We start from the raw sequence: 12,984 nt of genomic DNA, 5'->3' as shown, positions 1-12,984 counted from the left end.
GGGTCGACATCACCGGCGCCAAGTATCCGAACCAGCTCATGGACCTGCAGATCCGGCAGGCCATCGACTCCGTGCTCAGCATGCGGGGCATGGTCAAGCAGGACAGCGGTGACGTGAGCATGTACGTTGCCTACCAGATCAGCGTGCAGCAGTCCACCCAGTACAACACCTTTGGCACCGGCCCGGGCATGGCGGGTGGATGGGGCTGGGGCGGAATGGGCGGGGGCATGTCGACCACGACTCCCCAGACCATCAACACCGGCACCCTCGTGGTTGACCTCTACGACCCGGCCATGAAGCAGCTGATCTGGCAGTCCACCGCCACCAAGCAGATGAACCCGAGCTCGGACGCCGCCAAGAACCAGGCGAACCTGCAGAAGGCCGTCGACAAGATGTTCAAGAACTTCCCGCCGGGCGCCGCCAAGAAGTAGTCGTCAGCCGCGGCAGTTTGGCAGTACCTTTGGAGACGGGATCAGGCTGAGGCCTGGTCCCGTTTTCACATTGCCGAGGAGATCCGATGCCGTTCCGATTCCGCCCCGCCGCCACCGCCCTCCTGCTGCTCCTGACCGCGGGATTCTCCGGTGATCCCACCCCCGTCGACTCGGTGATGATGGCGAAGATTCGCACCGAAGGGCTCCAGCACTCCCAGGTCATGAACTTCGAGAGCTACATGACCGACGTCCTCGGCGCGCGCCTGACCCTCTCGCGGGACATGCAGCGGGCGCAGCAGTGGGCCCTGGGGCAGATGCGGAGCCTCGGGCTGACCAACGTGACACCCGAGCCGTTCATGGACTTCGGCGTGACGTGGGACAACGAGTTCGTGTCGCTCCACATGCTCGAGCCCGACTACCAGCCGATGGTCGGCTATCCGCTGGCCCACACCCGCGGCACTGACGGCCCCCAGGTGGCGCAGGCGGAAATCGTCGAGCTCCAGCTGCGGCGCGACCTCGACCAGTACCGCGGCACGCTCAGGGGCAAGGCAGTCTTGGTGACGCCGCCGGCCGCGATTGACCTGGCGCCCCTGACCAATGGTGTTCCGCGCCGGAGCCAGGCCAACCTGGACTCCCTGCAGCGCACCGTGATCGCCCCGGTTCGCCCCGCTCCGAACCGGCCGCCCCCCAACCCAGAGCTCCTCAGCTCGGAGGAGAAGATGGCCTTCTTCGCTTCCGAGGGGGTGGCCGCCGTGATGCAGTCGGAGAGCGGCTGGCTCGGTGCGGTGCGCGGCTTCTCGCGTCCCGGTGCGTGGAGAGACCGGTGGTCGCGGGCGGGCATGCTGGCGGGGCCCGTCATCGTTGCCATCACCCCGGAGCACTACAACCGGATGTACCGGATCCTCAAGCGGGGGATTCCGGTGACGGTCCAGATCGACGTACGCAACCGGATCGGCGACGTGGTCGAGCAGGCGGTGAATATCACGGGTGAAATCCAGGGCACCGACCTCAAGGACGAGGTCGTGATGATCGGCGCGCATTTCGACACCTGGCACGCGAGCCCGAACGCCAGCGACAACACCTCCGGCTCTGCCGTGGTGCTGGAAGCCGCGCGCATCCTGAAGGCGGTCGGCGCCCGGCCGCGCCGGACCATCCGGTTCGCGCTCTGGAGCGGCGAGGAGGAGGGGCTGTGGGGGTCGCGCGCGTATGTCCGGGAGCACTTCGGCGACCCGCGGGACTCCACCGTCGGGGTCAAGCCGGCCTACGAGAAGTTGTCGGTGTATTTCAACCAGGACTACGGGGCGGGGCAGTATCTCGGCATCTACCTGCAGGGCAACGAGGCGGCGCGGGCCATGCTCAGCGCCTGGATGGAGCCGTTCCGGGACTTCGGGATGGTGGTAGTGTCCAATCAGAGCGTCGGCAGCACCGACCACGTGTCGTTCGACGAGGTGGGGCTGCCGGGCTTCCAGTTCCTGCAGGACAACATTCCCGGAACCGGCGGCCACACCAACCTGGACTTCTACGACACCATCCAGGCCCAGGACCTCATGAAGAACGCCGTGGTCATGGCGGCCTACGCCTACAATGCCGCCATGGCGCCGACGAAGGTGCCGCGGAAGGCCGCGAGGTAGGACTACTCCCGGCTCGTCCCGACCCCCGGAAACCGTGCCGCATCCGCCCAGACCTTCTCCCGGACGTCGTCCACGAAGAGCTGGAGGTGCGGGAACGGGATCTCAATGCCGGCGCGGTCGAGGGCCACCTTCGACGCCTCCATCACGCGGTGGAAGACAGGGCGCTCATCGCAGGCGTCGTCGATCCACACCCGGACCAGGAGGTTGACGCTCGAGCTGTCGAGCTCCGACACCACCACCGTCGGGGCAGGGTCCGCCATGACTCCCTCCAGCCCCGCCACGGCCGAGAGCAGGACCTCCCGGGCCTGGACGATCTGCTCCTTGTAGGCAATCCCGATCGGGACGTTGACCCGCGTCTCCCCATACATGGAGTGGTTCACCAGGACGTCGCCGATGATCTGGCTGTTGGGGATGACCACGTAGGTGTTCTCCATCGTGCGAATGCGGGTGGTCCGCATGGTGATGGCGGTGACTTCGCCATAGAGCCCATGGGCGGTGATGTAGTCGCCGATCTTGAAGGGATGGTCCCAGAAGATCAGGAATCCCGCGATCATGTTCGCGAGCGTCTCCTGGGCCGCAAACCCCACCGCCACGCCCACCACCCCGATCCCGGTCAGCGCCGCCCCAACGTTGATGCCCAGCTGGCTCGCGGCCATCACGAGGCCGAGGAGCAGCACGGCGCCCTTGTAGAGGCTGTCCACGATCAGCCGGATCAGCGCGTCCGCGAAGCCCGCGCGCTGGAGTCCCGCCCGGATGGGCCGCTGGGTAAGCCGGAGTCCCACCCAGAACAGCAGGAAGACGAGGATCGCGGCGACCAGTTTCGGGACGAAGACCACCACCATGTTGGAGATCTGCTCGGGATCGGCCCACTTGAGCAACTCGTTCATTTGCGGTCCTCTCGTTTGCGGCCCCCGATCCAGCCCCGGTGCCAGAAGTAGCCCAGCATCAGGGCAGCCACGACCGCCATGGTCGCAATCACCATCGGGTAGGCGTGCTGTCGGTGCAGTTCCGGCATGTACTCGAAATTCATCCCATAAATGCCCGCAATGAATGTCAGCGGGATGAAGATGCTGGCGACGATCGTCAGCACCTTCATGACTTCGTTGGTGCGCTGGCTGAGCGCCGAGAGGTGGATGTCCATCAGGCTCACCGTCATTTCACGGCAGGAGTCGATGAGTTCCACGATTTGCGCGATGTGATCCTGGGTGTCGCGCAGGTAGGCCCGTACCTCGTCGGTCACGAACGGGGTCTGGTCCCGGATCAGGCTGGTGATTGCCTCCCGCTGGGGCCAGCCCACCCGGCGGAGGATCACGAGCTGCCGGCGGATGTCGTGCAGGCGAGCGATCGCCTCAGGGTTGTCGCGCTCGGAGATCTCGTCCTCGAGGTCCTCGAGTTCATGCGACAACTGCTCGGCGGGCGGATAGTAGCGGTCGATCAGGGTGTCGATCAGGGCATAGGCCAGGTAGTCGGGGCCGAGGGCCCGGATGGGCCCGATGCCGGACCGGAGGCGCTCCCGCACCGGCTCGAAGGCGCCGAGGGCGGTTTCCTGGAAGGAGACCAGGTGCCGCTTGCCGAGAAGCAGGCACACCTGCGGGGTATCCACGCCGCCGTCCTCCGTCAGGATCGGCAGGCGGGCGATGATCACCTGATGCTGGTCGCGTGCCTCGGACTTGGCCCGCTGGGGCAGGTTGACCGCGTCCTCGAGCGAAAGTCCGTCGATGTTGAACAGCTCGGCAATCCGACGGAGCACCGCCTCGTCCCCAAGGCCGCGAACATCCACCCACGTGGTCTTGTCGCTCCTCGCGAAGGGTACCAGCTCCTCCACCTTCCCGATCGGCCGCTCGAGCAGCTCCTCGGCCGTGTACTGGTAGACATGTATCCGGGGCGGGGGTGAGTCGGGCGGGATGGCCAGGGTGCCGGGTCGTGAACCTGGTGGGGGGTGTTGTTTGCGGAACATCGCCTCTGCACCTCCATCAGTTCGGCGGGTGGGATGGAACTGTCACCCAATAGTATACCGGACCGGCGTCCAGAGGGGATTCAGTAGGTGGTGGGGCCTGAGTCGTAGCTCATCAGCGAGACGATCAGGAACACGAACGGTGCCGTGGCCAGTACGACGGGAAGGGCATTGGACGACTGCGACTTGGTCGAATCCACCGCGGAGATGGGAATGGAGACACGGCAGGTGCCGCAACTGCGCGACGCGGTGGTTGGGACGCCACTGAGGCTGTCCGGGGTCACCTGGACCGATTTCCACCGCATGGAACCGCTGCGGGTCCAGACCGTGATCACCCTGTTTGCCGGGACCTTGTCCGGGCTGGCAATCTCGGTGGTTTCCCAAGAGACACACCCGGACAGGAGGAGCACACTGACCGCCGCTCGCATCGGTCGATTCACGCCCGCTCCGCACAGGTAAAGGGGGAGGTGCCCGGAACGGGCGGTCTCATGACATGCTGGATGGGGGACGACGGGCGGGGCAGGCGCTGCACATCTGCCGTGTGCAGCGCGTTCAATCAGGGCGAGGCGTCAGACCCGCTGTGTCAGGCCGGCTCGATGTGATCGACCACCCAGCGACCATCGGCGCCGCACGCCGAGCAGCCCGCCTTGCCGTCGCCGTAGAGGATCATCTCCGTCTGGCTGAAGCAGAAGGGGCAGTCGGCCTTGACGGTCTGCAGGGTGTCGAGCGGGATGCCGTTGCGGACGATGCGCCGCACCATGGCCCCCGGCTCCGCCGCGCCGAGCGGACAGAGATGACCGGTGCACTGGGCACCGATCTCGAGGCAGATCATTTCCGCGTCAGTCACCTCCGCCTGACCTTCGCTGGTCGGCTCGTCCGTGATGAGCACCCGGACCGGCCGGTCGCACGCGCTGCAGAACAGGTTCTGGCTCTTCATAACTCCTCCAGGCCAACTCAGGTAAGCGGGGTAACCTCAGCGTCGGTGAGAACCCGCCGGGCCACACGGAGCGCCGCATCGGCCGGCATACCGAACACGGCCGTGCCGGCGGCATCGGCATGCATGGCGTTCTCTCCCTGCACCGTGACGCTATGGATTGCGGATCGGCGGGGCGCCGCGGTGCGGGGGTCGATCAGGTGGTGGTACCGCACGCCGTGCCAGGTGAAGTACCGCTCGTAGTCCCCGGACGTGGTCACGGCGCGGTCGGTCACGGCGAGCCGGCCGGCCAGTCGGTCGAGCTGGTGCGGGTCGCGAATGCCGACCTCCCAGGGGGCCCCGTCGGGGGCGTTGCCCAGGGCGTAGAGGTCCCCACCGACCGTCACGATAGCGTGCTGCACGCCCAGATTGCGCAGGGCTGCCACCGACCGGTCGATGCCGTACCCCTTGGCAATCCCGCCCAGATCGAGCTGGACGTCGGGGTCGTTGAACCGCACCTGGTGCGTCCCGCCTGCCCGCGAGAGATCCACCTTCCGCCACAGTCCGCGCGAGGCCAGCCGGGCCACCGACTTGTCCGCCGGTGGTTCCTCACGGTGCAGGACATCCCACAGGGCCGATGCCGACCCCAGCGCGGGGTCAAAGGCGCCGTCACTCACGGAGGACCAGGCCAGTGCCGACTGGATGACGAAGGCGGTCTCCGCTGACACGGTGACTCCCTCGACCGCCGCGCCGGCGTTCACCCGTCCGATGTCCGAGTCGGGCCGGAACCGGGTCATGACCCGTTCCACCCGCTGGAGCTCCGCCATGGCGGCATCGATGGCCGCCTCCGCCAGCCGCGGGTCCGGGTGCGCCACCTGTACCTCGGCGATGGTCCCCATGACGGGGAAGGATCGCCGGAACAGCTGCACACGCCGCCGGAGGGCGAGCGGGAGCGAGAGGGCGACGAACACGCCGCCGCCGATCGCGAGGAATTCGCGCCGGGTGGGGCGCCGCCGGAAGAGGTCATCCGACATCGGTGTCTCCTTCGTGGTCATACCGCTCGCAGGAGCGGCCACATCCGCTGCAGTGTCCATCGCAGCCGCGGTGCGGCAGGAGGCCAAACAGGACGAACATCCCGGCGCAGAGCGCGACGGCGATGACAGTGATGCTCATGGTGCGCTCCCCATGCCGGCGAATCCCATGAACGCCATCGACAGCACGGAGGCCACCACCAGCACCAGACCCATGCCCCGGGCCACGACCGGCACGTCGGCCACGTCCATGCGCTCCCGGATCGACGCCATGAGTGAGAGGGCCAGCGTCAGCCCGGCGCCGCCGCCGAGCGCGAACACGATCGACTCGGCCAGGGTGTACTGACGGGCGGTCTGGAAGAGCGCCAGGCCGAGGATCGCGCAGTTGGTGGTGATCAGCGGGAGGAAAATGCCCAGCTGCCGGAACAGCGTGGGCGAGAACTTCTTGATCGCCATCTCCACGATCTGGACGCCCGAGGCGATGACCACGATGAACGCGATGGTGCGGAGGAACGGCACCTGGGTGAGCACGTAGGTGTTGAGGGTCCAGGCCCCGAGCGCGGTCAGCAGCATCACAAAGGTGTTCGCCGCTCCCAGCCGCCAGGCGGTGTCGATCTTCGAGGTGACCCCGAAGAAGGGGCAGAGCCCCAGGAACATCGCCAGGGTGAAGTTGCTGACCAGCAGCGTCGAGACGAAGATCCATGCGAGGTTGCTCATGCGACCGCCTTCGCGCGCCGCCGGCGCGCCTCTGCGAACCAGGCCAGGCCGAGCATGAGGATGCCAAGGGTCAGGAACCCGCCCGGCGGCATCACCATGAACACCCAGGGCTCGAAGTGCGGGCCAAAGACGTTGACGTTCAGGAGCGACCCGCGGCCGAGCAGTTCGCGGATGCCGCTGATGACGACGAGCGTCAGGGTGAAGCCCAGGCCCATGCCGATGCCGTCGGCCAGGGCGCGCACCGGCCGGACCTTCGCCGCAAATGCCTCGGCGCGCCCCAGGACGATGCAGTTGACGACGATCAGCGGCATGAACGGGCCCAGCGCCTTGCTGATATCCGGAAAGGTGGCGGCCAGCAGCAGGTCCACGACGGTCACGAAGGTGGCGATGATCAGGACGTAGGAGGTGATGCGAACCTCACCTGGGATCACCTTGCGGAACAGCGAGACGAACACCTCCGAGCCCACGAGCACCAGGAGCGTGGCCGCGCCCATCGCGAGGCCGTTGGCCAGGGTGTTGGTGACGGCCATGGACGGACAGAGCCCCAGCATCTGGATCAGCACGGGGTTTTCCCGCCCGATGCCCCGCCACACGTCCGCGCTGAACGCGGCCGGGGGTGGGGCGCCGGGAACGAATTCCGGCGGACTGGCGGGGGTGGCGGGCGCGCCGTCGGTCACTGGGCACCTCCCTCTTCCCAGGCGGCGAGGAGCGGGCTCCACCTGGCGATGGCGTTGTTGATGATCCGCACCACCGCGCGCGAGGAGATCGTGGCGCCCGTAATGGTCTGGACTTCGTCCTTCCCGCCGCTGGTGGCGCCCTTCACCCCACGCAACGGGGGCATCCGTCCGGCAAACTGGCTGGTGAACGCCGTGTCGCTCTCGATCTTGTCGCCCAGGCCCGGCGTTTCCTTCTGCTCCAGTACGCGGAAGCCGATGAGCTCGCCGGTGGCCGGCCGGAACCCGATCATGATGGTCACGTTGTCCTGGAAGCCGGGCTCGGTGCCGGTGATGGCCACCCCCAGTTCCTTCCCGTCGGTATCGAAGCCAACGAAGGCGCGAGGCGTGCGCGCGACCCCCTTCGTGGCGGGGGCGGTCCGGGTCAGCGCGTCATCCACCAGGTAGAGCGTGTCCCACCGCGCCGGTGCGCCGAGGACTTCGTACACCGCCGCCTTCTCCCGCTCCGCCGCATGCTGCTCGATGGCGGGGAGGGTCCACTGGTACACCGAGGAGACCAGCAGGCCGGACATGGCGCCGGCCACGGCCAGCGTGGCCACCAGGCGCCACGCCGGGGTGCTGGCACGTGGAGTGGCGGTGGCAGGGGCGCCGTGTGAGTGCGGCATGGTCATGCCGCCTCCCTGCGCGCGGTGCCGAATACCCGGGGCTGTGTGGCGCGATTGATGAACGGCACCAGCGCGTTCATGAACAGGATCGCGTACATGACGCCCTCGGGCAGGCCGCCCCATAGCCGGATCACTACCACCAGTGCACCGACCCCGGCGCCGAACACCCAGCGACCGCGGTTGGTGACCGGCGACGTGACCATGTCGGTCGCCATGTACACCGCGCCGAGCATCAGGCCGCCGGAGAAGAGCATGAAGAGGGCGTCGGGGCGCTGCGCGTCCACGAGGTGGATCACGGTGCTGAGCGCGGCGACGGTCAGGAAGATGCTGACGGGAATCCGCCAGTTGAGGTACCCGCGGAAGGCCAGATAGGCGCCGCAGGCCAGGATCACGATGGCGGCAGTCTCACCCAGCGATCCGCCGGTGTTTCCCATGACCAGGTGCGCGAGGTCGGTGCCCTTGCCCTCGAACTTGAGCAGCCCGAGCGGCGTGGCGGATGTGATGGCGTCGGTGACGGGATGCATGAATGGCAGCGCGAAGAGGTCGCCCCGCAGGGTCCAGAACGACCCGCCGCCGGTGGGCCAGGTGGTGATGGCGACGGGGAACGCCGCCTGCAGAAAGGCGCGGCCCACCAGGGCGGGGTTGAAGACGTTCTGCCCGAGGCCGCCCCAGACGATCTTCCCGAAGCCGATCCCGAATGCCCCGCCAAGGGCGGCCATCCAGAGCGGCATCCCGGCGGGCAGGGTAAGTCCAAGGAGGAGGCCGGTGATGACCGCCGATCCGTCGGCGAGCGAACCGCCCCGGCCAAACAGCCGTTCGGTCACCAGGGCGCCGAGTGCAGCGGCCGAAATCACCAGCAGCGCGCTGATGCCGAAGTACCACGCCGCCGCCCCGATGACCGGCACCAGCGTCCCCACAACGTTCCACATGATGACCGGCGTCGAATCCTGCGATCGCACATGCGGCGACGCCGTGATGACCAGGCCGGGTTGACGAGGCGCGTTCATGCCGCCCCCGCGGCGGCGCGCCGGAGCGCGACCTTGCTCGCCTGGAAGAGTTGCGAGAGCGGAATGTTGGAGGGGCACACGTAGGAGCAGGAGCCGCAGAGCATGCAGTCCGCCAGGTGGGCGTCGGTCATGTCGTCATACCGGCTGACCCGGGCCAGGTCCCCCAGGAGCGAGGGATTGAGGAAGACGGGGCAGGCGTCGAGGCAGCGTCCGCAGTGGATGCAGGGGTACACCTTCTCGAGACGGGTCTCGTGCCGCTGCAGCACCACCACGCCCGTCGTGCCCTTCAGGACCGGGGCGTCGAGGTTGGCCTGGGCTTGCCCCATCATCGGCCCGCCGATGATCACTTCCGCGGCGTCGGGCGCCAGCCCGCCACAATAGTCCAGCAGGTCCCGCAGCTTGGTGCCCACCGGCACGATGAGGTTGGCCGGCCGCAGCAGGCCGTGCCCCGAGACGGTCACGATTCGCTCGATCAGCGGGAGTCCGGTTTCGAACACCTCCGCAATCGCGGCGACCGACCCGACGTTCTGCACCACCACGCCGACCGTCACCGGCAGCTTGCCGGACGGAACTTCAACCCCGGTGACTGCCTGGATCAGCATCTTCTCGGCGCCCTGCGGATACTTCACGGTCAGCGGCAGGATCGTGATGTCGAGGTCGGCGGGAAGTGCGCCGCGCAGCGCGTCGATCGCGTCGGGCTTGTTCCGCTCCACCCCCACCACGCACTTGCTCACCTTCATGGTGTGCATCATCACCCGGATCCCGAACATGACCCGCGCCGGGTACTCCGCCATGGTCCGGTGGTCGGACGTCAGGTACGGCTCGCACTCGGCGCCGTTGATGATGAGCGTATGGACCGGAAAATCAGCCGGCGGAGCCAGCTTCACATGCGTGGGGAAGGCGGCCCCGCCAAGCCCAACGACGCCCGCGTCCTGCACCGCGCGCACCACGTCATCGGTCGACAGCCCCTCCCAATGCGGCACCATCCGGGGCCGCGGGACTTGTGCGGCGTACCGGTCCACCGCGATCCGTACGGCGGTGGCCATGGTGCCGTCGGGATGGGGCCACATGCCGATGTCGGTCACCCGGCCGGCCGCCGACGAGTGGATGGGGACGGACACCCAGCCGTCGGCCAGTCCGACCGGGTCGCCCCGCTCGACGTGGTCGCCCACCTGCACGCAGAGCTTGGCCGGCTTTCCGGCATGCTGGCGCAGCGGAAGCACGATCTCGTCGGGGTACGGCATCCGACGGATCGGGAGCTGATGAGTCAGCTCCTTTGCCTCGGGAGGGTGGACGCCGTGCCGGAATCCTGGTGAGCGCATCAACGGACGCTCAGTTGAACTTTGCCGCGCGCGCAATCCACTTGTCGAGGTCCTTCTCCTTCGGGTTGAGCGGGGTGCCCGGGTGGATGATGGACACCGGGCACCGTTCGGCCGCGGTCACCAGTTGCTTGAATGTCCCCGCCGCCGCGTCCTTGATATAGGCCTGCTTGTCGGCGTTGTAGGCGAACAGCTTCTTGCTGATGTTGGTGCATTCGTCACAGCTGGTGCACCGGGCGGAGTCGATATACGCCTCGAGGACCATGCCCTCGTCCTCTTCCACCTCAGCGGCCGGTGTCGGTGCCGGCGCCACGGCGGCGGGAGCCGCGGCGGGCGGTACGGCAGCGGGCGCGGGTGCCTTCGTCGCTGGCGCTGGTGCCGCTGGTGCCGTTGCGACTGCGTTGCCGTTGGCCGGCATCGTCGCAGCCGGGAGCTCCGCCAGGAACTCCGCCACCGCGGCCGACCCGCCGGCCTTCGAGAGCAGTGCCGTGGCGAGCTGCCGGGCCATCTGCGCCGGGTAGCTGGCGCGGAGGTCGGTCAGCTTCTGCTCGTATTCGGCCCGCAAGGCGGCGCTGCGTGACTCGAACTCTTCCTCGAGGGACGCAGCCACCAGGTCTCGCACGGCCGGCGCCACCTCGAGCCCGGCAATCTGCCGGAGCTGCGACCAGAACATCTGCCGCTCCTCCGCCAGCTGTACGATCTCCTTCGACACCCGCAGCCGGCGGAGCTTCCGCTCCTTGGTGAGGGCCAGGATGTACGGGGTCAGGCCCTCCCGCTCTTCGGCGGACAGAATGAAGAACTCGTGGAAGGGACGCATCTCCTCGTTCCACTCGCTCGCCGGCACCTCCTTGAAGTGCTGCTTGAAGCGCGCCTCGGTCGCGGCCCAGTCCGCGATGGTCACCGGCAGTTCCAGCGCTTCCTCCGACCCGGAGTCGTCGAGGAACCGCAGGGTGTAGGTCGGCCAGAGGTCGTCGACGGCCGGATTGCCGTCGAGTGAGAGCTGGTCGGCGTAGGTCGGGCCGGCGTCGGGGTCGAAGGTGAGGAAGGGGAACGCCCGGCTCTCGAGCGCCAGGCGCGCCGCGTGCTGCGACCAGTCGTCGGCCAGGCCATGTTCGACCGGGCAGGGCGTGTAGACGTTGATCAGCACCGGGCGCCGCTTGTGCAATCCCCGCAGGACGCCGCCGATGAGGTGGGAGGCGGCCGCCTGCGAGCTCTGGTGAACATACACACCGCGGTGCGCGATGCCGAGCAGCGCCAGTTCCTTCCGGACCTCTTTCTTGCCGTGCTGTGCCTTGCCGAAGCCGGACATGTCGGCCACCTGGCCGGTGAAGCCCGACGTACAGGCCTGCCCGCCGGTGTTCGAGTACACCTGGGTGTCGAGTACCACCACCCGGATTGGCTTGCCGGAGGCAAGCAGGCGCGAGAGGTTCTGGAACCCGATGTCGAGCATCGCCCCGTCGCCGCCCATGGCGAGGATCGGCGGGCAGAGCGCAAACTCGTCATCGTCGAAATCGGTCCAGGTAAGTGACGACAGCAATTCATCGTGCATGCCCGGGTCGTAGGAGCCGTCGCGGAGGAGCTCCGCACGGCGGACCAGCGCCACGTTGTCGGCCATCTTCCGCATCTGCGCCTCGAAGAGACCGATGGCGATCGACGGCGCATCCTGGAAGAGGTGGTTCACCCAGGGGAACGGGTACGGGTTGTAGGGATAGGTGCTGCCCCAGACCGAAGAGCAGCCGGTGCTGTTGGCCATTCCCATGGGTGCACGGCCGACGCCGCTTGGGCCGGCCTGGTAACGCCATTGCAGGTCGCGCAGTTCGGCGATGGTCTTGGTGAGGCGGGCGAGCTGCTCCCGCTTGGCCGCATCGACTGGGACCGCGGCGGCGCCGCTCCCCTTGGCGGCGGCCTCGAGGTCGGCGCCTGAGGCGAGGAGTTCCCGGGCCATCCCGTCCAGGGCCGTGATCAGCTCGTCGAGGTGGACGAGATGTTCCTTCACCCGCGGCTGCATCGAGGCGAAGATGGACGAGACGATGAGGTGGACGGCCGTCTTCTCGCCGCACCCCATGCAGGCGCCGTCGCCCCCAACCATCGAGCGGTAGGTGGCCTTCTTGAGCAGGAGCGAGGAGAGGACACCAATTCCTTCATCGACGTCGGAGACGTTGACAAACCGGTCGTCGGTGTCCGGGAGCTCCTGCCACACTTCCCAATTGCGGCGCAGGAGCGCCAACGAGTCGTCGTCCTGGCGGATGGTGACCAGCGCGCCGTCGGGGCAGACATCCACGCAGAGGTTGCACCCCTTGCACGCTTCAGGATTGACGGTGACCGACAACAGGCCGCCGGTCCCCTTCGTCTTGCCTTCCACGGCATCGAAGAATGGCCGGGTGCGCGCGATCGGGAATTCCGCCAGCCGCTGCTGAACGATTCCCGCCTCGCCGTCGGTGGCCGCGCGGCGGTCGGCGTCCCAGCCCATCTTGTCCGCTACGGACGCGTAGCCCTTGGCGAACGCGGCAGAGACCGCGAGTTCCGGCTCCTTGGCCAGCAGCCGTTGTACCTCGCGAGCCCACGGCTTCACGATCGGGCGCATCCGCTCCAGTCGGTTCCCATTGGCCGCCGCAGTGACCACGGCGTTCAGGATATCCTCA

At 67.7% G+C, this 12,984-nt stretch carries 14 protein-coding genes; 2 read left to right on the top strand and 12 right to left on the bottom strand.

The annotated features are described in order from the left end of the window. Positions 1–431, top strand: a 431-nt coding sequence (locus R2910_14000) for a DUF4136 domain-containing protein (protein MEZ4414093.1), incomplete at its 5' end; no start/stop codon positions are given. Between the two features lie 86 nt (positions 432–517). After that, the gene (locus R2910_13995) at positions 518–2,062 is read left to right on the top strand and encodes a M20/M25/M40 family metallo-hydrolase (protein MEZ4414092.1); all 1,545 of its coding nucleotides are present in this window, start codon (positions 518–520) and stop codon (positions 2,060–2,062) included. A 2-nt stretch (positions 2,063–2,064) separates the two neighbouring features. On the opposite strand, the gene R2910_13990 is transcribed toward R2910_13995, so the two are convergent. The 12 genes from R2910_13990 to R2910_13935 all read right to left on the bottom strand — a co-directional run. Further along, positions 2,065–2,949 (bottom strand): mechanosensitive ion channel family protein, encoded by an 885-nt coding sequence (locus tag R2910_13990; protein MEZ4414091.1) that lies wholly within the window; start codon positions 2,947–2,949, stop codon positions 2,065–2,067. Then, entirely contained in the window at positions 2,946–4,019 is a 1,074-nt protein-coding gene (gene corA, locus R2910_13985; protein MEZ4414090.1) for a magnesium/cobalt transporter CorA, read from the bottom strand. Before corA ends, R2910_13990 begins: the two co-directional genes overlap by 4 nt. Positions 4,020–4,099: 80 nt before the next feature. Then, complete coding sequence (locus tag R2910_13980; GenBank protein MEZ4414089.1) at positions 4,100–4,456, bottom strand: hypothetical protein; 357 nt, start codon at positions 4,454–4,456, stop codon at positions 4,100–4,102. Between the two features lie 143 nt (positions 4,457–4,599). After that, complete coding sequence (locus tag R2910_13975; protein ID MEZ4414088.1) at positions 4,600–4,953, bottom strand: hypothetical protein; 354 nt, start codon at positions 4,951–4,953, stop codon at positions 4,600–4,602. Between the two features lie 17 nt (positions 4,954–4,970). Further along, the gene (locus R2910_13970; protein MEZ4414087.1) at positions 4,971–5,963 is read right to left on the bottom strand and encodes an FAD:protein FMN transferase; all 993 of its coding nucleotides are present in this window, start codon (positions 5,961–5,963) and stop codon (positions 4,971–4,973) included. Further along, positions 5,953–6,102 (bottom strand): hypothetical protein, encoded by a 150-nt coding sequence (locus tag R2910_13965; protein ID MEZ4414086.1) that lies wholly within the window; start codon positions 6,100–6,102, stop codon positions 5,953–5,955. Before R2910_13965 ends, R2910_13970 begins: the two co-directional genes overlap by 11 nt. Continuing rightward, positions 6,099–6,677, bottom strand: coding sequence for an Rnf-Nqr domain containing protein (locus R2910_13960; protein MEZ4414085.1), 579 nt, complete (start codon positions 6,675–6,677; stop codon positions 6,099–6,101). Before R2910_13960 ends, R2910_13965 begins: the two co-directional genes overlap by 4 nt. Continuing rightward, entirely contained in the window at positions 6,674–7,354 is a 681-nt protein-coding gene (gene rsxE, locus R2910_13955; GenBank protein MEZ4414084.1) for an electron transport complex subunit RsxE, read from the bottom strand. Before rsxE ends, R2910_13960 begins: the two co-directional genes overlap by 4 nt. Further along, a complete protein-coding gene (locus R2910_13950; protein MEZ4414083.1) occupies positions 7,351–8,022 on the bottom strand; it encodes an RnfABCDGE type electron transport complex subunit G in 672 nt (223 codons plus the stop codon). Before R2910_13950 ends, rsxE begins: the two co-directional genes overlap by 4 nt. Continuing rightward, on the bottom strand, positions 8,019–9,023 hold the full coding sequence (locus R2910_13945) for an RnfABCDGE type electron transport complex subunit D (GenBank protein ID MEZ4414082.1): 1,005 nt from the start codon (positions 9,021–9,023) through the stop codon (positions 8,019–8,021). The genes R2910_13950 and R2910_13945 overlap by 4 nt, the downstream gene beginning before the upstream one ends. Continuing rightward, positions 9,020–10,345 (bottom strand): electron transport complex subunit RsxC, encoded by a 1,326-nt coding sequence (gene rsxC / locus R2910_13940; GenBank protein ID MEZ4414081.1) that lies wholly within the window; start codon positions 10,343–10,345, stop codon positions 9,020–9,022. The genes R2910_13945 and rsxC overlap by 4 nt, the downstream gene beginning before the upstream one ends. 10 nt (positions 10,346–10,355) lie before the next feature. Further along, on the bottom strand, positions 10,356–12,984 hold a 2,629-nt coding region (locus R2910_13935; protein ID MEZ4414080.1), incomplete at its 5' end, for a ferredoxin.

It is taken from the genome of Gemmatimonadales bacterium (assembly GCA_041390145.1).
Lineage (GTDB): Bacteria > Gemmatimonadota > Gemmatimonadetes > Gemmatimonadales > GWC2-71-9 > SPDF01.
Note: the sequence above shows the minus strand (reverse complement) of the source record. Positions and strands in the feature narration are given on the sequence as shown.

Excerpts from the sequence above, each read along its gene's own strand:
- R2910_13995 (MEZ4414092.1), top strand. The coding sequence starts at position 518 with ATGCCGTTCCGATTCCGCCCCGCCGCCACCGCCCTCCTGCTGCTCCTG.
- R2910_13990 (MEZ4414091.1), bottom strand. The coding sequence starts at position 2,949 with ATGAACGAGTTGCTCAAGTGGGCCGATCCCGAGCAGATCTCCAACATG.
- corA (MEZ4414090.1), bottom strand. The coding sequence starts at position 4,019 with ATGTTCCGCAAACAACACCCCCCACCAGGTTCACGACCCGGCACCCTG.
- R2910_13975 (MEZ4414088.1), bottom strand. The coding sequence starts at position 4,953 with ATGAAGAGCCAGAACCTGTTCTGCAGCGCGTGCGACCGGCCGGTCCGG.
- R2910_13970 (MEZ4414087.1), bottom strand. The coding sequence starts at position 5,963 with ATGTCGGATGACCTCTTCCGGCGGCGCCCCACCCGGCGCGAATTCCTC.
- R2910_13965 (MEZ4414086.1), bottom strand. The coding sequence starts at position 6,102 with ATGAGCATCACTGTCATCGCCGTCGCGCTCTGCGCCGGGATGTTCGTC.
- R2910_13960 (MEZ4414085.1), bottom strand. The coding sequence starts at position 6,677 with ATGAGCAACCTCGCATGGATCTTCGTCTCGACGCTGCTGGTCAGCAAC.
- R2910_13950 (MEZ4414083.1), bottom strand. The coding sequence starts at position 8,022 with ATGACCATGCCGCACTCACACGGCGCCCCTGCCACCGCCACTCCACGT.
- R2910_13945 (MEZ4414082.1), bottom strand. The coding sequence starts at position 9,023 with ATGAACGCGCCTCGTCAACCCGGCCTGGTCATCACGGCGTCGCCGCAT.
- rsxC (MEZ4414081.1), bottom strand. The coding sequence starts at position 10,345 with ATGCGCTCACCAGGATTCCGGCACGGCGTCCACCCTCCCGAGGCAAAG.